Raw genomic sequence first — 22,136 nt, 5'->3', positions numbered from 1 at the left:
CTAAAAAATTGTCAATCCTTAATGCATCGGACAGGTATGCCGTAATCAGGTTCAACGGTCCAGCCTACCGTAGCAGATTCAGTATCGCAATGTATTTTCAATACGTATATGCTGTTAGGGCGTTCATCCGTCTCGCTCCAGAAATAAGATTCTCTACCCTTGCCAAACGATTCATATTCATTCATCATCATACCTGTAGGTAAAGCTGCAAATCCGTAATCATCCGTTCCATTACATTTATTATTATTGACATTCCAATCATTTTGAGATTTTAGCTTACCTCCTGCTTTGGATTCACCACCAATAGACTTGAGTAAAACAGCAAATTCTTTTGCACTAGGCAAATGCCAGCCACTTGGGCAAACGTTATACGCATCACCAAAAGTGTAGTACCGCCCATACTTTGCACAATCAGACGAAGTATTCCCGTAACAGATACTAGAAGCTGTCTTGTATCTAATATTTTCCGCCATCCATGTTTGAGTTCCAATTGTAACAGTCTTGTATTTTTGATTATCACGAGGGTCAAGCATCATGCCTTTCTGCGAAGAAACAACAATTTTTTCTTTTTCATTATCAGAATCCTCTTCATGAATATTATTTTTTTCGCTTAACTCGTTTCTAAGGCAACGGACAGACATTCCGTCATCTTTATCAGAGTCACTAAAATTCCCAGATAAATTGCTCAAATCCCAATATAATCCATCCTTAAAACTGTTCCGGCTTTCCTTTGCTGTCCAAAAATATGGTTGAATATCTATATCACGAAATTTTTCGTTTGATGACGAGAATGTTCCAGCAGGGAGAACCGCAAAGCCAAAATCATCCGATCCACAATCATAATCATCACAATCATTGGCTATTTTCAGTATTTTGCGAGCCACGCTCTTTCCACCAAGAAGATTTACCAATGTCTCTATTTCATCAGTATTAGGCAAATGCCATCCCGCCGGGCAAGAACGTTTCGCCATACTCCAATCATAAAGGCGTCCATATTTGGTACAATTCGAAGGGTTATTGTCAGGACACATACTCCCCTTAGCTTTGTAGTTCAAATTCTCTGCCATCCAAACTTGTTGTCCAATCTGAACTGTCTTGTATTCTTTTCCATCTCGCGAATCTGTCAAGACACCCTCATTTGGAGTAAATGATTTGCCTAGATGAGCACTAAAGCCTTTTTCACATTTCAAAATACCCAAAAGCTTAGATACAATTTGTTTCGAAGTCATGAACGTATTATCCGGTCTATAAGCTAAATAGCATTTTACTCCTTTTTTACGAATATCTTCACCTTTATACAATTTCAACCATTTATGCCCAAGCACAGGAGCACTGTTGTCATAAACAAGAGCGCCTGGTGTACCGCCTTTCAAATTAAAGAAGAAGCCTTTGACATTCCCTTCTTTTTCATTTGTCAGCCAACAATCTATTGTTTCTTGATCAGGAACCAACTTGACATAGCGTTGATACGTATTTTTGCAAGATTCTCCAGCGAAGGAAGCAGCCATCAATAACAAAACAAATAAAATAAAGTTTTTCATATTTATCATTCCTTATTCGTTATCCTTGATGCAGCGAACTGGATAAGCATCAAATTCGTCTCCATTGCTCTTGTAACGAACTCCTTTTATGGCATTGTATCCATAATCAGCAGCCGCAGACAGACTTAACACAACCGCAGAACCTGTACTATCAATCTTTGTTGGATTATATGGATTAGGGCGAGTTTCTTCTGTTGATGACCAAAATTTGGAATATCTACCATCAGTAATAAATTGAGCATAATCTCCTAAATCGATTTCTTCGGGAATGGTTTTAGCTCCGTTCATCATTCTTAGCATCGGATCATTATTATTTATTGAAGCATCATATTCAGCCCTTTTTCGAGCATGTGCACGAGTCGGATATCTAACATACCCCGTCGGAATCGCAGCAAAGCCATAAGTATCCAGCCCCCCATCGAAATCCGAAGACATCAACTTCAATGCAGCCTTTCTTTCTTTTGCTGCTTTTTCGTAGAAACGCTCCGAAGAATCTACAGTAACGCCCCAAGCAGCCACCCACATCAAAGTTCTAAAATCCTCTGCAGTCGGCAAGCGCCATCCGTCTGGGCATGCGGATTTAGCGGAGTACCATATATAATAACGTCCATATTTTGCGCACTTTGACTTTTTGTTGTCTAAGCAAACGCTGCCATCCATTTCGTAATACAGGTTTTCGGCCATCCAAACTTGCGAACAAATTTGAACGGTAGCATATTCCGTTCCGTCACGGGAATCTATCATCGTCCCTCTAGAGCCATTTCCTTCTACAGAACATAATTTGTTGTATTTTCTTTCTGATTCATCTTGAATTTTTTTATCAAGTCTTTTTCTTTCCGCCTCCTCTTTCTTCCGCTTCTTTTCTTCCTCGGCCTTTTGCTTCTTTTCTTTGTCTGCAATGTACTTGTCCAATTGTTTTTTTGTAGGACAATTCCCATGGAATTTTTGGAATGATTCTCTCACAAAAGCTTGTCCAGGTTGACCATCCCCATATTGGCCTATGCAGTACCAGATCTCTTGGCAATCCCCTCTTAAATCAAGTTCTCCCACGCTTGGACAAAATACATGACAATATGGCATTTTAGCATAGCCTCCAAAAAGAAGGTCTGGAACTCGTTCAAAACGTTGTTCCTTGACCACACATTTTTCCATTTGCTTTGCCCAAAGAGGATTTGTCCCCAAAACAAGAGCAACAAAAGTAATCATTATTTTTTTGTAGTAGCTATTCATATTTTTTCACCTTTTTAATAAACCCTGCTAAAAGTTATGCTTATACAAACAGAGGACTTCTTCAATTTCCCACGTTTCAAGCCCGGGGAAAATGTCCGAAAAAACATCAATTGACACAACAGATGACAGAGGTCCTTGAATCAATCCACGAGACAGCAACTTTTTTGCGCCATCCATAGCACCATTATGTAGATAAACTCCTAAAGGTCTGAAACGTTTTCGCTTTTGCTTTTCTAGAAATGCGCCTAGACGCATAGTCGTGTCATAAACGGTTAATTTCCCTATTCCAAGACCACGAAGTTCATCTACAATTTTATAGAGCACTTCAAAATTTTCACTTTTTTCAATGCGAGTTTTTATTTTATCTGAACACAAACCCTTTGCAAAAAAATCCCTACTTGTCTTTAAAATTCGGCGTTGGTGATTTCCGCGATGCGTCGCATCTTTGTGAAACAATCCAGCCTCTTCCAGTGCCATGCTCAGATTAGGCAAACACTTGTAATACTGGAGTTCACTTCTCCAAAACCGGTCCTTATTGTTTTCATAATCTTGCAAGATTCTTTCTAGAGGGTGACCCGTTTTCATTTTCAAGACCTTCCTGCTCAGCGCAGTCTGCGAGCAGCGGTCTTATTCAATAAGCCGTCAGAGGTTGTCCGCATTCAGCTAACAACTAAGTCTATGGATTCTATCGTTTCGCCTTCGGCTACACTCCAGAATGACCATTTCTGCGAACCATACTTTTTCAGAAAACAAGAAAAGGCATGGTGTCGCTCGGCTTATGCTTTGAAGGCTCTGGTAAACCCGCTATCTTAAGCACGACGGAAATCGTCAGTCCAAATGACTGATCAAAACCGTGGGCAAACGCCCAACGACCCACACCCGATCGGTGTGAGCATTCGTCTTCTTCCCAGATAGCAAGGCTAACGCCTCACAAAAGTTTACCAGACTTTTCAAAGCGGGAACAAGAGTACTACTCTAATTCAATATGTCAACGGAAATATAAATTTTTACAACACCTTGGGATTAACGCAAGCCCATCTTTTGGCGAAAAACAGCCTTATTTAAACGCCAAACCACCCCAAATTTGCGTTTTCGCCCCAAAAAATGTATATTGGGGTTGGAGGAATCCTATGGCGACAGTAACAATAGACATTCCAGAAGATATTGCAGACCTTATGGTGTGCGATAACAAGAGCGACGAACTCCGCCGCAATGCGTTGCTGTTGTATCCGTTTATCAAGAACGAGACTATTTCCCATGGGCGTGCCGCGGAAATTTTGGGCTTTTCCAAATGGGAACTCATCGAACTTTACGGAAGCGAGGGCATTCCCTATATCGACCAGAACTGGGATGAAGCCAAACAGGATGCCGCCAACGTCATGGAACTCCTTTCCAAGAGGTAAGAATGATTGTCGTATCTGATCAACTCCGATAATCTCTTTCCTTAAAATCAATCGTCTTGACATTCTTGGAAAACTGTTTGGCAAGGTCCTGCTTCCTGAAGCCGTTTACGAAGAATTGACTTCAAACCAGGATTTTCAGGAAGAAGCCGAACAGGTGAAGTCTTGTGAATTTTTCAAAAGGGTTTCAGTCAGCAACAGCAATGCCGTCGGCATGCTGATGCGTATAACGGACTTGGATCTTGGCGAAAGCGAAGCCATCGTCTATTCCGACGAAAACAAGAGTGATCTTTTGATTGTTGACGAAGTTCGTGCAAGGCACGTAGCCACAACGATGAAACTGCGTATTACCGGCACGATAGGCATTTTGATTGCCGCCAACGAGAATGGATTGTTGAACAAGGAAGAAGCATCGGCTTGTGCAGAAATTCTTCGGATGTCCAAAAGGCATATCAGCGAAACTCTTCTGAATTCTTTCATTGAAAACCTGAAGTAGCTTTTTTCCCCAGCATTCGCGTTAGGGATTCCCCAAAGGGGATAAGAACACTAAGGGAGTAAACTCCCAAGTGTTTCTATAAGTGACCCCTTGGGGCCGAGCCTCGCGTAGCGAGGCTTGGTTCTGGGAAGTGCTCGGCAAGCACAAGCGCCGCCGATTGCCCCTAGAATATAGCCCGACCGCACATATATGTGCAGGAACGCCCATACAATTCCCCTTGGGCGCTGTTATAACGCCCCTTTTCAAAACCAAAGCGACCAAAAACTTGTGTTTTTGCCCCTAAAAAACTATATTAGGAGTATTACGGCATCAAGGAGCCCCTATGACAACGACAAAAAGCATTGATTCTTACAGATTGACGGACATGGAAGAGCCGACCGATGAAATGCTTGCCCAAATTATGAGGGAAGCAGCCGAAGACGCCCGCAAAGCTAATGCAGACGCCACCAAACGTTTTTTTGAAGAAATTGAAAAAGCAGCCGCAACAATCCGTTAACAGGGCTATTATGGCTGAGGAACATCGTCCAGTACTTATTGTCGTTGCCGGTCCTAACGGTTCGGGAAAAACAACCATAACATCGAAGATACTTAAGCACGAATGGCTAGAAAATGCCGTCTATATCAATCCGGATAACATAGCCCAGGAACGCTTTGGAGACTGGAATTCTCCTGAAGCCATTCTTGATGCAGCCCGCTATTGCAAATCTTGGCGCGAAGAATCTTTGAAAAATCATCAAAGTCTTATTTTTGAGTCTGTTTTCTCTTCTGATGAAAAAGTCGACTTTGTTTGCCGCGCAAAACAGCAGGGATATTTCATTCGCTTGTTTTTCGTTGCTACATCGCACCCGTCCATCAATGCAGCAAGAATTGCAAAGCGAGTGATACAGGGCGGTCATGACGTCCCGATTTCCAAGATTATTTCTAGATACCAGAAGTCCATTTTCAACTGCAAGAAGATAATTCCATCGGTGGATCGTCTTTATGTTTATGACAATTCGGTTGAAGACCAGGACGCTTCGCTTTTGTTCAGAATGTCGGATGGAGAACTGGTTAAAAGCTACACAGACAACATTCCTCAATGGGCGATGACGATACTCAAATAGCGTCCACCGACTCACCACTTTTTCATACACCTCAGCGAATTAAAAAAGTCGTCCCTTGCGGGGCGACCATTCACTTATCTCAAAACAATACGTTGCGTCTTCGCATTCCCGCATTTGACCATATAAATGCCGCGGCTTAAGCCTGCATTTGCCAGGGTATTGCGGAGTTCGCCGACATCGCCTGCCTGAAATTCGCCGATAAACGAACCAATCGGACTAAACACTTTATATGTGTTTTGAAGAACTCGGGGTGCAGAAATCCTTCTGAAAGCAATTGCTTCTGTTGAATCCTTGGGCGGTTCCACCTTTGGTTCTTGCCACAGAACGAATTCGACGGTCGTTGCACTGCGAGCCGGGGCGATGTAACTGCATTTTGTACCGTCAACCTTGATTTCGCTTCCTTCCTTGAGGTTGTTATTGTCGTCGGTGACATAGGGCTTGAAGCTTCCAATCTTTGTGTTTCCGAAGTCAAAGTCAGCCTTGAATTCCTCGTTCTTGGAATTGAGAATGACGACTGCGATTTTCGTCTTGAGGGAGTCGCGGTAGGCGGTGACCTTTACATCTCTTTCGGGATTCTTGGTAGCATCGATTCTCCTCGCGCCGGGTCGCGCGAAACGGCTGAAGTTCCCCATGACCCAGAGTCGCTTGGTAGGCTCCACGTTATCGGGGTTGCCTTGTCCTTGCGGCCAAAGCGCTCCGTTGCCGCAGCTGGGTTCGCTGCAGGAATAAATCCACCAGAAATGCCAGGCGTTCATATTCGAAATCGTAAGGGCGTCGTGAATCATGTTTGCAACGCGGAGAGCGCTTCCCATGCCAACGTCTTCTTTGTTGCTTCCGAGATCGTAGACTTCGGTTTCCCAGAATTCCTTGCCGGCTTCGTGAATTTCAGGGTAAGCGGCGGGATCTCCGCCATATTCGTGCGTTCCAAAAATGTCCGTATATTTCAGAGCGGCGGGATTGTTGAAGAATGCTTTTTTATAATTGGGGAATCCGTACCAGTTGATGGCTTCAGTGCCTATGATTTTGATGCCCGTGGTATCGAGAGTGGGGCCAAGATAGTCGCCGACCCAACGGGCCAATTCATCGGGTTCGTAGTGGTTGTCGCCGGTGCCGTCAGGCTCATTTTGCGACGAAATCGCGTATAAGTTGACTCCAGCTTTTCGCATGTCTTGCGTAAACTTTAAGATGGTGTTTGCCCAGTCCTGGGCGTGATTGAAATCCAAATGTTTTTTATCGCCATCGTAATTGACAGTATATTTGGATGTCCACGGAGCAGCCCAAACTTTGACGCCGTATTCACTCGCCTTTTTGGCGATACTTGTTTCGGAGGTGGAGCCGTCCGGAGCAATGCGGATGCGATGCAGCGTAAGCCCCGCGCCGCTAGTGGAATCCCAAAGGAAGGCGGCGTTCTTGTCGGTAATGGAACCCGCCCATGCTGATGCTGCACCAAAGCCGCTGATGCGCTGGTATTCTTTGCCCATGTCAACGTTTATCGTTGCAGCACAGGCAAGAGTGCTCAAAAATGCGATGGAGAGCGCAAAAAGAGAAAATCTCTTCATTGAATACGTCATAAAGCCTCCTTTTTGTCCCTTACTTTCTTTAAAGTAAGTTGAAAAATTCACTTTATATAAGGCTAAAATCGAATTTGTCTTGATAAAATGACAATAGCTTTATGGCGTTATACCCAATTTTAGCAATCACAATCTCTAAGCATCACATTGAGCTCAGCATGTTTAGAATTCAATCTGTCGACCAAATCCTGGAATGCTTTGCCGTGAACCGTCTCATATTTGAAAGTGTTATCGGATCTATTTTCTCCCGAAAATGAATACAGGTAATAATGGCACATTTCATGCACCATCGTATTGCGGTATTTCCGGTAATCAAATTCAAAATGGCGGCTGAATACGATGCTTAAATAGTTAGGGACAAAACAGGCCAAATAACTAGAACTATAGTCCAATTCAAAAGTCAACCGGTCTACGTCTAGCACGCCTTCAAAATAGAGCTCATTGTAGCGTTCGCAGGTTTTCCGCATAAAATCCGGCGTTATCAAAACCGGATCATGTTCCCGATAGCCAAATTCATTTATTTCTTCATTCGTTTCTTTTCCAAGCCACTCGTTTTCTGCAATAAGACTTTTGTCTGTCGGAACGCTCCCTTGCGCGGCACGGATTCGCTCAACTTCTTTCTTGAAAAGATTCTTGATTTCATCAGGACTGATTTCCAAATCCTGCGTCCCGGACAGAGACTTATCGGCAAACGTATTAAAGACTTGCTTTTTAAATTTGAGCAGAGTGTTGATTTTCTCGTCAATCGAATCAAGCATCAAAAGCCTGTACACAAGCACATTTCGAACCTGACCCATTCGGTATGCGCGAGAAATCGCCTGCATTTCGGCACTCGGCTTCAGCTGCGGTTCGCACAAAATGACCACATTCGCCGCCTGAATGTTCAAGCCCAGCCCGCCCGCGTTGATTTGCAACGGGAGAACAGTCCCTGCAGGGGATTTTTCAAACGCATCGATAATTTCTTGCCTATGGCTCACAGGCACCGCACCCGTAATAGGCTCCATGCAAGAATCATTCAAATATACGCAAACTTTCTTGATCGTTTCCAAGAAAAATGAAAAGACGAGAACCTTGCGGTTTTCAAATTTTGCCTGACGAACAATCTCCTTGATTCGCTTCAGCTTTCCGGACTGTTCAAAATCATCGACATTAAAAGAAACTCGGCGCATCGTCATGAATTCTTCTTTAACAGCCGCTTCTTCGTATGCAGCCATCTCAGCATCGCCACCTTCAATCCACGATTCTTCTTCGATGAGCTCCGGCAATTCCTTCAAGACATCTTCGCGCTTTCGCCGATAGTAAATCGGCGCAATCATCTGCATAAATTCTTGGCTAGTACTTTCTTTAGCAAAGCCCATCGCCATTGACGCAATCTTCGGACGGAGAATTTGCAACAAGAAGAGCATTTCTTTCGTGCGATTTTCGAGAGCTGTACCTGTCATTAGCAACAAGCGATTAGAGTGCTTGCATAATTTGCGGACACTCACGGTGCGTTGGCTCCCCGGATTCTTGATGTAATGCGCTTCATCGACAACAACCATCGAAATGGAATCTTTTTCAGATAATTCCAGTTGTCTCGAAGTTTCATAAGTCGTAACGGCGACTCCCCCATTCTTTTTCCACGCATCAAAATAAATAAACTTGTCCGGTCCGTGGATTTTTACGGCTGGGATATCACAAAGCTTCTGGATTTCGCGAATCCAGTTCACCAAAATGCTCGCCGGGCAAATGACCATAAAATGGGTTTCACCCAAATTTTTCAATGTCACCAGTGCGGCAATCGCTTCGACCGTTTTACCGAGGCCCATTTCGTCCCCTAGCAAAACTCGCCCCTGGTGCAAAATAAACTTCACGCCAAGAACTTGATATTGGCGCAGCTGCGTCTTTAAGCCGTCTAAATTCGTCCGTTCGTCAAGAATTTCCTTCGGCAATTCCGACGAAACAATTTCTTCATTGCCCAATGCGTAAGGGCAAATCCTTTCCAAGTCGGTAAAGAACGGAATCGGTGATTGAGAAAACGCCTCCCACGCAAACGACGGATCTGCCGTTATTAGCGTTTGCAATTCAGAGAGCAAAGACGCAGAACGCTGCCAAAAATCACTCTCATAAATTTCGTTCAGCGCATTGAATCGGGCTTTCGCCTCCCTGTTAAAAAGGAGCGATGCCACAAACCTGAACGAACTCGTATAGGGGCGCAAAGCGTTGATATTTTCAATGACACGCGCCTCGTTTTCTTTCAAATACTCTTGGCATTTTTGCGCTAACGGAAGCCCATGACGATAAACGTAAAGAGCCCGGACAAGGTCAGATGATTCCCGCGTTTTCTCGTCAACATTCAACTTCACATTGACAGATTTTCGGGCATTTTCGTAATGCTCCCCCACATACTCAACGATTTTCTTTGCATCGGCCGCAGGGACCGCAAATGCGTTGGCAAGAACGCTTTCGGACACGCCCATCAAATGAGAAGCGTTTGTGACCTTTCTTTCGGTCAAACTAAGCAAAGTTTCCGGCTCAAGATCCAGCCGCCCAAGAAATACCCCTTCGAGCTTTTCCTTGATAAGGGCGTTCAAAACCGCATCGGCAGATTCTTTTACAGCGGTTTCCGCTTTAGATGTAAAATCCGAAAAAGACCTCAAATCGGCCAATCGTTTTTCAAATTCACCAATCAAAAAGCGGATATTCTTTAGCGAAAACTTTTGCATAATCCACAAATATAACCAAACAAAATGACACTAAGTGTCAAAATGGAATTTTTCGTTTTCTATATAAAACACTTTGTTGCATATAGAAAATATTTTGACAATTTTCTCAACAGAAACAGCGATATTTCAAAAATTTACACATCTTTGTTGTGTACTAAAATTATATTTCATGTTATAGGAAACAAGAAGGAGACCTTAACATGAAAAAGAAATGGTTGGCGGTTATAGCGTTTTCGCTATTGAGCGCAGCTTGTAGCGACGATAGCATCGGGAATTTCCCAAGTGCCGCAGGAGCCGAAAACACCCCCACAAGCGCTGGAATCGAAAGCTCAAGTATTGAAAGCTCAGCCGACAGTCCCGAAGTCGAAAGCAGTTCTGCAATCTCTTCGAGTTCTCTAATGTTTTCGAGCGTCGAAAGCTCTGCAGAAAGTTCTACAGAAAGCTCCGCTGAAAGTAGTTCGGGAACAGAAAGTTCTTCAAGTGTTACGCCCAAAAGCAGCGCGACAAATACCACAGATACGCCTTTGGGTGACTATGAATTTGCCCTTACTGATAGCTACGAAGGTGGCGCTGACGCTCCCGGTGGTTTCGGAGGCGGTTTCTCTGAAGCAACCACATCTACTAAAGGCGGCGGAGCCGGCGGTTTAACAGGCGGGGTTACAGGAGGCGTTAGCGTAACTGGAGGATTTCCAGGTGGCGCAGGTGGAGTCGGTGGAACGAGCGGCGCGGGAGGCCTTGATGGCACAAACAACAGAACATCAGGATTACTCACGGCAGGAGAATGGAACGACCTCGACAATTGGAAGTTCTGGAGCGGGCTCCTCAACGAAAACAAGTATTACGAAAAAACGAGCTACTGGAAATTCTATCCCAAGAATTTAGTGGCAGTACAAGTTGTCGACGGGAATAACACGGCCATTGCAAACGTCCCCGTGGAACTCCTTAAGGGTAGCTCCGTACAATTCTCCACAAAGACGGATAATGCAGGATTCGCTTACTGCTGGCAGAGCCTTTTTGCCAATGATAATGGCGAAATTGTTGCTGAAGATTATTCGCTCAACGTCAATGGCGCAAGCTATATCGAACCGATAAAGTTCACAATGCAGGGCGACGAACAACTCAATGTCAACGTTGTCGTAAGTGCAGACGCCAAGCAGGCTGCAGCAAAGGCTGATATCGCATTCATCGTGGATGCAACAGGCTCCATGACCGATGAAATCCGCTTCCTTATTTCTGACCTGAACTACATTATAGATCATGCCAGTTCGGGCAACAACATCGCTTTGCGTACAGCAGCATTATTCTACCGCGATCTCCAAGACGAATACATCACCCGATACGATGATTTTTCAGATAACGTTTCAACGACTCAAGAATTTGTCGCCAAACAGAAAGCTGGCGGTGGTGGCGACTATCCCGAAGCTGTTGACTATGCTCTAGAAGCGACCTTGCAAAAACTTTCCTGGAACGAATCGGCTCGCGCACGTATCGCATTCTTGATTCTTGACGCTCCTGCGCACCATAAGGACAACGTCATCGAAAGCCTGCAAAAATCCATTGCACTCTTTGCCCAGAACGGCATCAAGATTATCCCGGTGGCTGCTAGTGGCGTGGATAAGGACACCGAATTTATGCTGAGATTCTTTGAGCTTGCGACGGGCGGCACATACGTATTCCTCACAAACGATAGTGGCATCGGAAATAAGCACATTGAAGCTTCTGTCGGCGATTACGAAGTGGAAAAACTCGCCGATTTGATGGTCCGCCTCATCAAGAAATATGTAGAATAACATCATAACCAATAACATACTCAAAGTGTCGCGACGAGATGCCGCGGCACTTTCTTTTATATACAAAAACCAACGAAAGCAACATCTTTTACTGAATTTCTTTATAATCCGTTCACACAAATTATTGTTTTTCGTACGAACTTTATCTATTTTTATTTACAGAAGGAGTTTCCACTTGGAGTAAAAATGAAGACATCCTGTAAATTCACGTCTATATCATTAATTTGCCTATCATTTAGTCTATTTGCATGTACAAATGACGAAAACAGAATCCATAGCGCGGAACCCGCAAAAGAGATTTCCCTTGAAGATTACGCTTCGATTGCTGATAGCACACTACACAAAAACGTGAAGATGTACCGAGCGCTCAATTTTAAGGGCGATACAACGCAATGGGACGAATCGGATTGCAACATAAAAGATACCAGTTTTAGCTGTTACCACGAAACATGCGTAGGCTGTTATACGGTAAAGATATGCCGTGACGCCAACAACAATCGTATAAAATGTCCTAGCTATAAAGACACCATTTACGATACCACTTACAAGAACATAAACTTCGGCGAAAACGCGCTTGTCAATTACATCCCCATTGCAAAAATTCCAAAATTCAATCGGGATACCGTACAAAAAGTTTTATCGACTCTATACGGCTACGCATGCGCTCAATTTTTTGAATTCACTTCCAATTATTACCTTGAACACATCGGTCTACCTGAAGGTTTTACATTTGAAAAAAGAGATTTATTCCCCTTTGGTTTTGAAGCAACAAGTCGCTCAGGAAAATGCAGTGTTGGTGCAGCCAATGTACAATACACTCCTAATAATGATTATCATAGAAGCGTCGTCCGTAGACTTCCTGAAAAAGTTGATTGGGTAACCTATCAATTTTTCAATGGATCCATGAAATCATATCGCGACACGACTATCACTTGGAAACTTGCATATACGGACCAATATGGACGTGGAGATACATTGGACATAACAACAAAGTTTATCGCAGATACATCGGCAACAGATTCTCTGCGAACAAGCATTATGGGCTATCATGCAAACCGCAGATATAACGCCAACTAAGCTAAATCTCAATTAACGACTTTATACAAAAACACCCTTGCGACTTTCATTGCAAGGGCATTTAAGTTCGCAACTCTAGGCCGCTTTGAACATTATGCGTTGCGCTCTACGAGCGCAAGCCTGTTGGCTCGGTCATGGACGAGCGACTACCCCACGGCTCGAATTGAGCCGACCCCAAAATTCGTACAAACCCAAAACGACACAAGAATTGATACAGAAAACAAATGTATCACAAAGCCTAGAAAAGACGCATATAGGGAATACAAACGTAATTGACAACGTTTTTTTTTGTAATTTGTATGTCGAGAGTTTTTCGATGGAAATTGGAATGAGTAAATTACGCAAAAAATGGATTATTGGGCTCGGCCTTGGGGTAATTGCACTCGGACTTGTCGTGTGTAGCATAGCTATTTGGATAAAAAGCTCCGCATTACCAGATGATATTCAAGTAGAACGGAAATTGACTGTTGAAGATAGTATTTTCTTGAATTTAGAAAAAAAAGCAAAACAAACATCCAATAAAATAATTGATAGTACGTTTCACATAAAAGTAGATCTTTATCGCGTTTTAAACTATAAAGGGGATACAACAATTTGGCGGACTAGTGATTGCGAAATTAAGAAAAAATCGTTTGAATGTTATCATCAAGAATGCTGGGGAATCGGTTGTTCACGCAATCGCCTTAGAACTAGAGTTTGGATGACAAAAATTCATTACAAAGACACGGTTTACGATACCACCCATAGAAATCTGAACTTTGGAAAGAACGCTCTAATCAAATACATTCCGGTCACTAAAATTCCAAAATTAGATAGGAGACAAATGAAAAAGAGCCTTTCTAAATTGTCTGGTGAAGCCTGTTCTGAAATTGCAAATCTAAAATCAAACTATACTTTTGAAGCAATTGGGCTTCCAGAAGGCTTCACTTGGAAAGTAGATTCAAACGAGGGAAATAAAGCCTATATCAAGCAAGATAGTTCATTTAGAAAAAAATGTGTTGTATCCGAAGTTAAATGGAAGATGTTCAAACATCCAAATGCAAATTTTTGTCGTTGTAGTGCAATATCTTTGCCTGAACAAAAAGAAACCTTTTATTCTAGACTATTTAACGGTTCACTTCAAGCCTACAAAGACACCACAATTTCGTGGAAACTTGTCTACAAGGACCAATATGGTCGTGGCGATACATTAAATATAAAGACAAAATTTGAATAAAGGAGATTCCCGCCTTCGCGGGAATGACAATGTGTACGTCACTCAGGACGACACGTAAAAATCCCGCCATCATCGCTAGATTCTTCAACTACGGGCTTCGCCCTCCGCTCAGAATGACTCATTAATACAACAAAACACCCTTGTGACAAAGTCACAAGGGCATTTTTAAAGGATTTCCGTTAGGGAAAATAAGGTTGATTAAGCCTTATTGAGACGATCCTGGATCATGTCGATGATTTCAGAGAGTTCCTTCGGGAGGTGCTTGCCGAACTTCGGATAGTGGTTTTCCTTAACGTCGGCGAGTTCCTTCTTCCAGCCTTCCACGTCAACCTTCGTGATTTCCGGGAGAGTTTCCTTATAGTAGTCAGCGAGACCATCAGTATTGATGGCGCCTTCCTTCGGCATGTAACCGATCGGAGTTTCGACAGCGTTGTCAACACCGTTGCAGCGATCGAAGATCCAAGCGAGCACGCGGCTGTTGTCGCCGTAACCCGGCCACATGAAGCCACCCGGAAGCTTTTCGTTGTTGGCATCCTTGCGGAACCAGTTCACGTAGAAGATCTTCGGAAGCTTGTCTTCAGTGGACTTCTGACCGATTTCGATCCAGTGCTTGAAGTAGTCGCCCATGTTGTAGCCGCAGAACGGGAGGATTGCGAACGGGTCGCGACGAATCTTACCGACCTGAGATGCATCGATGGTGGAAGCAGCGGTGATTTCGGAACCGACGATGGAGCCGAGGAACACGCCGTGGTTCCAGCTCAGGGACTGGTGAACCAGAGGAATGGTGGACGGACGACGGCCACCGAAGAGGATTGCAGAGATAGGCACGCCTGCCGGATCTTCCCATTCCTTAGCAATGCACGGGCACTGCTTAGCCGGAGCGGTGAAGCGAGCATTCGGGTGAGCCATTTCTTCGCCCTTAGGAGCCTTGTCCTTCGGGAGAGCGTCACGGGTCTTGCCCTTCCAGTCAACGAGCTTGCCCTTAGCCGGGTAGCCGATGCCTTCCCACCACACGTCGCCGTCTTCAGTGAGAGCGCAGTTCGTGTAGATCGTGTTCTTTTCAGCAGAAACAAGAGCGTTCTTGTTGGATTCTGCAGAAGTACCCGGGGCAACGCCGAAGAAGCCAGCTTCCGGGTTGATAGCATAGAGACGGCCATCCTTGCCAAACTTCATCCATGCAATGTCGTCACCGATGGTTTCGACCTTCCAGCCCGGGATAGTCGGGATGAGCATGGCGAGGTTCGTCTTACCGCAAGCAGACGGGAATGCGCCAGTCACGTACTTGACTTCGCCCTTCGGGTTGGTGAGCTTGAGGATGAGCATGTGTTCAGCGAGCCAGCCTTCGTCGCGAGCGAGAACGGTAGCAATGCGGAGAGCAAAGCACTTCTTGCCAAGGAGGGCGTTTCCACCGTAACCGGAACCGTAGGACCAAATGAGGCGTTCTTCCGGGAACTGCGTGATGTACTTGTATTCAACGTCAGCGCACGGCCAGATGCCGTTGTCGCTTTCGCATTCGCGGAGCGGCTTACCAACGGAGTGGAGGCACGGAACGAAGTCAGCGTTCGGGTCAGCATTGAAGATATCGAGAACCTTCTTGCCAGCGCGAGTCATGATGTCCATGTTGAGAACGACGTATTCGGAGTCAGTGACTTCGATACCGTTCTTGGAGATCGGGGAGCCGAGCGGGCCCATGCAGAACGGGATCACGTACATGGTACGGCCGTGCATACAACCCTTGTAGAGCTTACGCATCGTCTGCTTGAGTTCAGACGGGTCGATCCAGTGGTTGGTCGGACCTGCATCTTCTTCCTTGACAGAAGAGATGAACGTACGGGATTCGACGCGAGCCACGTCAGACGGAAGAGAACGGAACAAGTAGCAGTTTTCCTTCTTGGCAAGCTTCGTTGCGAGGCCAGCCTTGACGCACTTCTGCATGAGGGCATCATATTCTTCCTGGGTACCGTCAACAACGACCACGTTGTCCGGTTCGCACATGGCAATCATTTCATTCACCCAAGTACTGATTCTCGGGTGCTTGATATCGTTAAGAGTAAGACTCATTATGAGCTCCTATTGGTTTAACGTGTTAGATTTCGAGATATTTCGAACGTGCTACAAGATAGCAAAAAAAATGGGTGTTGGTCAATAGTTTGACGCTAGACGAGAGGTCAAAGACGAAAGAAATTTCAGGCCTGCACATCTGGATAGATTTTTTAGCAAAAAACAATTATATATTAAAGCCTAGTTATGATTACAACGATTATTTTAACAGTCCTTTTCATTTTGGGCGATGCCGGCGTCCTGTTTTTAAGTCAAGACAGCTTTGGCAAGCTCCCGCAAGGCAAGCGCCTGGAACGCGTCAAAAAGTCTCCGCATTACGATGGCAAGCAATTCGTGAACGACGAAGAAACGGAATTCATGACAGGCAACAAGAGCACGCTCACCGTCTGGCGCGAATTCATGTTCAACAGCAAGAAGAACACCGTCCCCGACACTGCTTTGCACGCAATCAAGACGGATTTGAGAAAACTCCCCAACGACAAAGATTGGATTGTTTGGTTCGGGCATTCTTCGTACCTTTTGAACCTCTCGGGCAAGAAAATTTTGGTGGACCCGGTGTTTTACAAGGGCTCCCCCGTCAAGTTCGCGAATAAGATGTTCAAGGGCACGGACATTTACAAGCCTGCCGACATGCCGGATATCGATTACCTGGTTATTACTCACGACCATTGGGATCACTTGGATTACGAAACTGTCACGGAGTTGGAACCGCGCGTCAAGAAGGTCGTAACCGCACTTGGCGTAGGCTCGCATCTGGAATATTGGCACTACCCCGTGAGCAAACTTATTGAGCTCGACTGGTGGGAAAACGCGCAGCTTGGCGACAGCACCCGCATTACGGCAACGCCCGCAAGGCATTTTTCGGGCCGCGATTTGCACAAGAACAAGACGTTCTGGGCATCATTCGTCTATGAATCGCCCAAGCGCACGATTTGGATTGGCGGCGACGGCGGCTACGGTTCGCACTTCTCGAAAATCAAGGCTAATTTCCCGAATATTGATTTAGGGATTCTTGAAAACGGGCAATACAACCCAGACTGGGCACAAATCCATACGATGCCGCAATACTTGGGTCGTGAAATGCTTGAGCTAGGCGCGAAGCGTTATTTGACAGTTCACCATTCCAAGTTCTGCCTGAGCAAGCATCCGTATTACGAGCCTCTCGAAAATGCGAAAAAGGCCGCCCAGGAATCTGGCAAGCCTTTGCTCATGCCGCTTATCGGCGAAGTTGTGTATTTGGACTAACAAACTCTTTGCGAGAAGCGTCCGCATTACACCCCGCGCATGTCGGGGTCCCACACGATTTTGTGAAGTTGCACTTGGAACCGAGCGTTGTTTTGCGTCATGACCTTGCTACTCACCATCCAATTGACAATTTGCTCGTTGGTGAGTTCGCCCCATACCGGCGAAATAAAGATGTGCGGCATATTATCTGGAGATGTTAGCGAGAGTCGCGCGACAACGCCTTCCGCTTCCAACAAATCTTCTACACTCCCGACAACGAACTTGAGCACGTCATTTTTGCCGAGTGAAATGATATTTTCCATCTTCATTCGGGCCGACATGCCACTGCTTTTGCACTTCCAGTCCATCGTGTAGAAGAGCCCTGGCAACCGCCATTTGCAAGGAACCGTGCCGTTCGTTTCGATGTTGACTTCAAAGCCACCGTCACAGAATGCGGTAAGCAGCTCGCCCACGCCTTCGTGAATCAGCGGTTCGCCACCCGTGAGCGTAATGCACTTGACGCCGGATTCGTTGTGATACGCTTCAACCGCCGCAAGGACCTCCCCCACGCTCATCTGCTTAAAGTCGGGACCTTCGACTGCATACATCGAATCGCAATAGCTACAGCGCAAGTTGCAGCCGTGCAGACGCACAAACACCGCCGCCAGCCCCATGCGAATCCCTTCACCCTCGATACTCTTAAAAATTTCACAAACTTTCATAAGAGCCCGCACCCTTACACTTCGTACTCGACGGTATTGCCTTCGCTTTCCTGGACCTGCACCTTGTAGCAGTGCGGCACCTGTTCGCAAATCCAGCGAGCCATGTTCTCCGCCGTCGGATTAAAGTCCACCACATCGTTTAAGAACTTGTGATCGAGCTTACCCTTCACAATTTCCTTGATGTGCGAAAAATCGACCACCATTCCGTTTTCGTCGAGCGTTTCGGACTGGCAGAACACCGTGATAATCCAGTTGTGGCCATGCAGACCGCGGCACTTGCTTTCGTACGGGAGCGAGAGCTTGTGAGCCCCAGAAATCTCAATACGCTTGATAACTCTGTACATATTACGCCTCGTATTCCGTTGTGTCGTTGATGCCAGCTTCGGCGAGAGCTGCCTTGCGTTCTAGGCAAGTTGCGCACTTGCCGCAATGGACACGGCCGCCCTTGTAGCAAGACCAAGTTTCGCTGTAATCCAAGCCAAGAGCCTTACCCTTGCGAGCGATATCCGCCTTGGAAATGTTCGTGTACGGAGCATCAATTGTGATGTTTGCGTATGTACCCGCTGAAATCGCTGCCGACATGTTCTTCACGAATTCTTCGCGGCAGTCCGGGTAAATCGCATGGTCGCCAAAGTGGTTCGCCATCATCACGCGCTTGAGGTCACGGCTTTCGGCAAGCCCTGCCGCCACAGAAAGCATAATGCCATTGCGGAACGGCACCACCGTCGATTTCATGTTCTCGTCGGCGTAAGTCCCTTCTGGGATAGCGTCTGCACCCGAAAGGAGCGACGATGTAAAATAATCGTGCATGAACTTGAGCGGAATCGTAATGTGCGGAATCCCGAGCTTTTCGCAATGCATGCGCGCAAAAGGAATTTCTTTGTCGTTGTGGTTGCTGCCGTAATCAAATGAAACGGCAAGCGCAATATCCGCAGCGCGGTCGTAGAGCAAGGTCACACTGTCCATTCCACCGGACAAGACCAGCAGTGCGTCTTTCATAAAATCTCCTAGTTTTGTTTAAAGTCAGGATGGGTCTCGAACTGACTAACGTCAAAGATAGAAATTTTGCTAAATTGTTTCAATAAAAAAGTTGGGTATATGGAAGGAAAGGAGTATAGAATGAGAAAATTCGTAAGAGCTATGTGTCATCCTGGAGCGCAAAGCGCGATGGGATCCATTATGGTCCTTTTGCTTACCATAGCCCTCGTCGCTTGCGGCGACGATAGTGGTACGTCTGCACCTTCCGACGAACCGAGCTGCAGTAGCAAAACGGTTTCTAGCAGTAGTAACGCCGATTCCGGAACGAAGTCCGGAATGACAAGTAGTAGTCAAAAGGCGGTTTCCTCTTCTTCTGATGCTCCTGCTTCGAGTTCAAGTAAAAAAGTAGAGTCTAGTTCTAGTCAAAAGATTGCTTCGTCGTCTTCGACTCCTCGCAATGACGTTTCGTCATCGTCTGCAAAGGTTGCATCCTCTTCTTCTGTCTCGGCCTCAAGCTCAAGTAAAAAAGTTGAGTCTAGCTCTAGTCTAAAAAATTCTTCATCGTCAGCAAAAGTTGTCTCGTCATCTTCTGTTGCTCCTGCATCGAGTTCAAGTAAAAAAGTGTCTAGCAGTAGTGAGTATGTTCCTTATGACCATTTTAAATGTCTTGCGGATAATTGGAATCTTAGGGATACAATCTACAAACAGTTTACCGACCCACGTAATGGTCGTAGTTACTACTACTATACAGCCGTTTCTTCAAAAACAGGAAGAAAAGTGACCGTCATGGCGGAAAACTTGAATATCGGTGAAATGGTTCTTGGTGAAAATGACCAGAATGACGATACGAAGATTGAACGCTATTGCTACAATAACGATATCACGAATTGTGACAAGTATGGTGGTTTGTACCAGTGGGCTGAAATGATGCAGTTGCCGAGCAGTTGCAATACTGAAAGCTGTTCTGATTGGATTGAAACTCAGCATCAAGGAATTTGTCCAGATGGATGGCGTCTTTTTACATGGCGTGATTTCGAAATAATAAGAGATTATAACGATCAATACGGCGATGGAGTAAAAGGCCTTCGTTCGCAATGTTTCCATGGTAACAATGCTAGTGGGTTCTCCTTAATCGGTGGTGGGGTTAGATTTGAAAATGGAACATTTAAAAATTTGACAGATGCTGTTTTTTGGACATATCCGCAGGAACAAGAATATGATGTCACTTTATTTGCATATTCTGCTTTTGTTTCTGTAAATAGCGATGATAATACAGGTACACAAAAAAATCGTCGTGGAGAAAAGTCGAACGGATATTCTGTTCGTTGTGTTAAAATTGAGTAAACATTTTAACAAATTCTAAAAGATTAAAGAACTCCCATGGGTGGGAGTTCGTTTTCGTTACTCTAAAATACCGCTACACCTAAATCGCTGTCGCCTTCCTTACTTTAACTTTACGATATCATCAAGATTTACAAGATGGATATTGTGATTCTTGCGAGCCTCGTCGCTAAGTTTTTCCACAAAGCCTGATTCTGAAAAAAGGTAATAGTAAAATTCTGCTTTATCCTTTTGCGAAGAAAGCTTCACCATCGTATCGAGAAAATCACCGTAGGTAAACGGCTTGCCCTTGAACTTGCTTTCACCTACAAGATACTTATCCTTATCTGCAGATATCGCAAGCAGGTCAATTTCCGTTTCTTGAACTTCTGTATCATCGCCACGGCGTACAGTAGTTTTGCCCCACCAGCGTCCCATCCGCTTATAACGGAACGGCAACAGTCCTGATTTCTGCTTTTCTTGGATGAATTCACGACAAACATCTTCAAAAGATAAAGACGCAAACTCGTGCAGAGATGGCTTAACGACATGTTCAAAAACGCCGTTGACATCGCCGCTTTCCAAATCGGAATAGTTGGTAAATACAAATGCGTACCAGAAACGGAAAAAATTGTCCGTCAAGCGGTAAAGTCCGCGATTCCGATTTCCGACTTCCTTTATGCCGTCATCAACAGAAAATTCACGTTTTACGATAGAAAGTTCTATCAAGTTTTTTAGATAAACGCTTGTTTTTGAGGTGTCGTCAATAAGCGATTTCTTGCTGATGTCATTCAACTTGGTTGCCCCAAGCGCAATGGATTCAATGATGGAATTGTAGAGAATTGTTTCTCGTAATTCCTGTCGAAGCAAAAATTCTACCTCGCTATAAAGTGCGCAGCCTTTAGTAAGAATGTTTCGCTTGATGTTTTCTTCAAGAGACAAGTCCGAATCGAATTGCCGCAAATAATGCGGAATTCCGCCAAGAATAGAGTAGGCGATAATCTTGTCACGGGCGGAATATTTCGGGAAAAACTGCGTTGCATCGTAAAATCCCATAGGTTCCATCTTGAATATTCCCGTAGCCCTTCCATAAAGCGGATTTTTCTCGGCTAGCAATTCCTTTTCGATAAAACTCATTGCGCTGCCGCACAGGACTATCATGATGTTCTCGTCTTTCAGGCGTTCATCCCAAAGGTTTTGCAAAACAGATGGAACGCTGCTGTTGAACTTGCACATGTAAGGGTATTCATCGATAATCAGCAGTTTTTTACGTTTGCCGTAGGGCAACTCCGAGACCGCGCCAATAGCCGCTTCCCAGTCGTCAAATTCGGAGATATATTTCGCCGCAGGAATTTTTTCTTGCAACATCTTCGAAGAAAAGCTGCGTAACTGCAATTTGTCGGACACTTCTCGGCATGAGTAGAACACGTGCGGCTTATCTTTGCAAAATTCATGAAGTGTTTCCGTTTTACCTACGCGCCTGCGTCCGTAAAGCACGACCAATTGTCCGCCTTTGCTTGCGTATCGGTCTTCAAGAAATTGCAATTCCTGTTTTCTGCCAACGAACATATTCTACCCTTCGTTTTATAATTTACCAAATCACGATTTAGTAAATCACGATTTGGTAATTATTATACATTATTTTTAGCAAAAAAGCAAGGGAAGATTCCTATTTTACGCATGAACGGGTGCTAAAGCATTT

19 protein-coding genes are annotated in these 22,136 nt (G+C 44.9%); 9 read left to right on the top strand and 10 right to left on the bottom strand.

Going from position 1 to position 22,136, the window contains the following annotated elements:
- Positions 1-11: 11 nt before the first annotated feature.
- The 3 genes from B3A20_RS04685 to B3A20_RS04675 are packed head-to-tail and all read right to left on the bottom strand — an operon-like array spanning position 12 to position 3,248.
- Complete coding sequence (locus tag B3A20_RS04685) at positions 12-1,541, bottom strand: fibrobacter succinogenes major paralogous domain-containing protein (protein WP_290762436.1); 1,530 nt, start codon at positions 1,539-1,541, stop codon at positions 12-14.
- A gap of 12 nt (positions 1,542-1,553) precedes the next feature.
- The gene (locus B3A20_RS04680) at positions 1,554-2,771 is read right to left on the bottom strand and encodes an FISUMP domain-containing protein (RefSeq protein ID WP_290762435.1); all 1,218 of its coding nucleotides are present in this window, start codon (positions 2,769-2,771) and stop codon (positions 1,554-1,556) included.
- Between the two features lie 27 nt (positions 2,772-2,798).
- Positions 2,799-3,248 (bottom strand): hypothetical protein, encoded by a 450-nt coding sequence (locus B3A20_RS04675; protein WP_290762433.1) that lies wholly within the window; start codon positions 3,246-3,248, stop codon positions 2,799-2,801.
- Between the two features lie 653 nt (positions 3,249-3,901).
- Here B3A20_RS04675 and B3A20_RS04670 point away from each other — a divergent pair.
- The 4 genes from B3A20_RS04670 (at position 3,902) to B3A20_RS04655 (ending at position 5,770) form a co-directional block, all read left to right on the top strand.
- Entirely contained in the window at positions 3,902-4,174 is a 273-nt protein-coding gene (locus tag B3A20_RS04670; RefSeq protein WP_290762431.1) for a UPF0175 family protein, read from the top strand.
- 115 nt (positions 4,175-4,289) lie between these two features.
- Complete coding sequence (locus tag B3A20_RS04665; RefSeq protein ID WP_290762429.1) at positions 4,290-4,667, top strand: hypothetical protein; 378 nt, start codon at positions 4,290-4,292, stop codon at positions 4,665-4,667.
- A gap of 322 nt (positions 4,668-4,989) precedes the next feature.
- Positions 4,990-5,163, top strand: a complete 174-nt coding sequence (locus tag B3A20_RS04660) for a hypothetical protein (protein WP_290762427.1) — start codon at positions 4,990-4,992, stop codon at positions 5,161-5,163.
- A 10-nt stretch (positions 5,164-5,173) separates the two neighbouring features.
- Positions 5,174-5,770 (top strand): zeta toxin family protein, encoded by a 597-nt coding sequence (locus B3A20_RS04655; protein WP_290762426.1) that lies wholly within the window; start codon positions 5,174-5,176, stop codon positions 5,768-5,770.
- Positions 5,771-5,844: 74 nt separating this feature from the next.
- On the opposite strand, the gene B3A20_RS04650 is transcribed toward B3A20_RS04655, so the two are convergent.
- Complete coding sequence (locus tag B3A20_RS04650; RefSeq protein ID WP_290762423.1) at positions 5,845-7,341, bottom strand: glycoside hydrolase family 30 beta sandwich domain-containing protein; 1,497 nt, start codon at positions 7,339-7,341, stop codon at positions 5,845-5,847.
- Between the two features lie 119 nt (positions 7,342-7,460).
- Positions 7,461-10,046, bottom strand: a complete 2,586-nt coding sequence (locus B3A20_RS04645) for a SprT-like domain-containing protein (RefSeq protein ID WP_290762421.1) — start codon at positions 10,044-10,046, stop codon at positions 7,461-7,463.
- A gap of 200 nt (positions 10,047-10,246) precedes the next feature.
- Between B3A20_RS04645 and B3A20_RS04640 the strand changes: the two genes are divergently transcribed.
- The 3 genes from B3A20_RS04640 (at position 10,247) to B3A20_RS04630 (ending at position 14,129) form a co-directional block, all read left to right on the top strand.
- Positions 10,247-11,836, top strand: a complete 1,590-nt coding sequence (locus tag B3A20_RS04640) for a vWA domain-containing protein (protein WP_290762420.1) — start codon at positions 10,247-10,249, stop codon at positions 11,834-11,836.
- Between the two features lie 186 nt (positions 11,837-12,022).
- Positions 12,023-12,913: a hypothetical protein gene (locus B3A20_RS04635; protein ID WP_290762419.1), complete on the top strand. Its 891-nt coding sequence runs from the start codon at positions 12,023-12,025 to the stop codon at positions 12,911-12,913.
- Between the two features lie 316 nt (positions 12,914-13,229).
- A complete protein-coding gene (locus B3A20_RS04630) occupies positions 13,230-14,129 on the top strand; it encodes a hypothetical protein (protein ID WP_290762418.1) in 900 nt (299 codons plus the stop codon).
- A gap of 198 nt (positions 14,130-14,327) precedes the next feature.
- On the opposite strand, the gene B3A20_RS04625 is transcribed toward B3A20_RS04630, so the two are convergent.
- Positions 14,328-16,190: a phosphoenolpyruvate carboxykinase (GTP) gene (locus B3A20_RS04625; RefSeq protein WP_290762417.1), complete on the bottom strand. Its 1,863-nt coding sequence runs from the start codon at positions 16,188-16,190 to the stop codon at positions 14,328-14,330.
- 186 nt (positions 16,191-16,376) lie between these two features.
- Here B3A20_RS04625 and B3A20_RS04620 point away from each other — a divergent pair, with 186 nt between their 5' ends.
- The gene (locus tag B3A20_RS04620) at positions 16,377-17,435 is read left to right on the top strand and encodes an MBL fold metallo-hydrolase (RefSeq protein WP_290762416.1); all 1,059 of its coding nucleotides are present in this window, start codon (positions 16,377-16,379) and stop codon (positions 17,433-17,435) included.
- Positions 17,436-17,461: 26 nt separating this feature from the next.
- Here the strand turns inward: B3A20_RS04620 and B3A20_RS04615 are convergent, their stop codons facing one another.
- Genes B3A20_RS04615 through queC form a run of 3 tightly spaced genes read right to left on the bottom strand, consistent with a single transcriptional unit; the run spans position 17,462 to position 19,135 of the window.
- Entirely contained in the window at positions 17,462-18,136 is a 675-nt protein-coding gene (locus B3A20_RS04615) for a 7-carboxy-7-deazaguanine synthase QueE (RefSeq protein WP_290762415.1), read from the bottom strand.
- Positions 18,137-18,150: 14 nt separating this feature from the next.
- Positions 18,151-18,480 carry a 6-carboxytetrahydropterin synthase QueD gene (queD, locus tag B3A20_RS04610; protein WP_290762414.1) on the bottom strand — a complete coding sequence of 110 codons (330 nt, stop codon included), beginning with the start codon at positions 18,478-18,480 and terminating at the stop codon, positions 18,151-18,153.
- Between the two features lies 1 nt (position 18,481).
- Positions 18,482-19,135: a 7-cyano-7-deazaguanine synthase QueC gene (queC, locus tag B3A20_RS04605; RefSeq protein ID WP_290762412.1), complete on the bottom strand. Its 654-nt coding sequence runs from the start codon at positions 19,133-19,135 to the stop codon at positions 18,482-18,484.
- 120 nt (positions 19,136-19,255) lie between these two features.
- On the opposite strand from queC, the gene B3A20_RS04600 reads away from it, so the two are divergent.
- Complete coding sequence (locus B3A20_RS04600; protein ID WP_290762408.1) at positions 19,256-20,458, top strand: FISUMP domain-containing protein; 1,203 nt, start codon at positions 19,256-19,258, stop codon at positions 20,456-20,458.
- Between the two features lie 99 nt (positions 20,459-20,557).
- On the opposite strand, the gene B3A20_RS04595 is transcribed toward B3A20_RS04600, so the two are convergent.
- Complete coding sequence (locus B3A20_RS04595; RefSeq protein WP_290762407.1) at positions 20,558-22,003, bottom strand: ATP-binding protein; 1,446 nt, start codon at positions 22,001-22,003, stop codon at positions 20,558-20,560.
- Positions 22,004-22,136 lie beyond the last annotated feature (133 nt).

This window comes from Fibrobacter sp. UBA4297 (assembly GCF_002394865.1).
In the GTDB taxonomy this organism is placed as follows: Bacteria; Fibrobacterota; Fibrobacteria; order Fibrobacterales; family Fibrobacteraceae; genus Fibrobacter.
Note: the sequence above shows the minus strand (reverse complement) of the source record. Positions and strands in the feature narration are given on the sequence as shown.

Excerpts from the sequence above, each read along its gene's own strand:
- B3A20_RS04685 (WP_290762436.1), bottom strand. The coding sequence starts at position 1,541 with ATGAAAAACTTTATTTTATTTGTTTTGTTATTGATGGCTGCTTCCTTC.
- B3A20_RS04680 (WP_290762435.1), bottom strand. The coding sequence starts at position 2,771 with ATGAATAGCTACTACAAAAAAATAATGATTACTTTTGTTGCTCTTGTT.
- B3A20_RS04675 (WP_290762433.1), bottom strand. The coding sequence starts at position 3,248 with ATGGCACTGGAAGAGGCTGGATTGTTTCACAAAGATGCGACGCATCGC.
- B3A20_RS04670 (WP_290762431.1), top strand. The coding sequence starts at position 3,902 with ATGGCGACAGTAACAATAGACATTCCAGAAGATATTGCAGACCTTATG.
- B3A20_RS04660 (WP_290762427.1), top strand. The coding sequence starts at position 4,990 with ATGACAACGACAAAAAGCATTGATTCTTACAGATTGACGGACATGGAA.
- B3A20_RS04655 (WP_290762426.1), top strand. The coding sequence starts at position 5,174 with ATGGCTGAGGAACATCGTCCAGTACTTATTGTCGTTGCCGGTCCTAAC.
- B3A20_RS04650 (WP_290762423.1), bottom strand. The coding sequence starts at position 7,341 with ATGACGTATTCAATGAAGAGATTTTCTCTTTTTGCGCTCTCCATCGCA.
- B3A20_RS04645 (WP_290762421.1), bottom strand. The coding sequence starts at position 10,046 with ATGCAAAAGTTTTCGCTAAAGAATATCCGCTTTTTGATTGGTGAATTT.
- B3A20_RS04640 (WP_290762420.1), top strand. The coding sequence starts at position 10,247 with ATGAAAAAGAAATGGTTGGCGGTTATAGCGTTTTCGCTATTGAGCGCA.
- B3A20_RS04635 (WP_290762419.1), top strand. The coding sequence starts at position 12,023 with ATGAAGACATCCTGTAAATTCACGTCTATATCATTAATTTGCCTATCA.
- B3A20_RS04630 (WP_290762418.1), top strand. The coding sequence starts at position 13,230 with ATGGAAATTGGAATGAGTAAATTACGCAAAAAATGGATTATTGGGCTC.
- B3A20_RS04625 (WP_290762417.1), bottom strand. The coding sequence starts at position 16,190 with ATGAGTCTTACTCTTAACGATATCAAGCACCCGAGAATCAGTACTTGG.
- B3A20_RS04620 (WP_290762416.1), top strand. The coding sequence starts at position 16,377 with ATGATTACAACGATTATTTTAACAGTCCTTTTCATTTTGGGCGATGCC.
- B3A20_RS04615 (WP_290762415.1), bottom strand. The coding sequence starts at position 18,136 with ATGAAAGTTTGTGAAATTTTTAAGAGTATCGAGGGTGAAGGGATTCGC.
- queD (WP_290762414.1), bottom strand. The coding sequence starts at position 18,480 with ATGTACAGAGTTATCAAGCGTATTGAGATTTCTGGGGCTCACAAGCTC.
- queC (WP_290762412.1), bottom strand. The coding sequence starts at position 19,135 with ATGAAAGACGCACTGCTGGTCTTGTCCGGTGGAATGGACAGTGTGACC.
- B3A20_RS04600 (WP_290762408.1), top strand. The coding sequence starts at position 19,256 with ATGAGAAAATTCGTAAGAGCTATGTGTCATCCTGGAGCGCAAAGCGCG.
- B3A20_RS04595 (WP_290762407.1), bottom strand. The coding sequence starts at position 22,003 with ATGTTCGTTGGCAGAAAACAGGAATTGCAATTTCTTGAAGACCGATAC.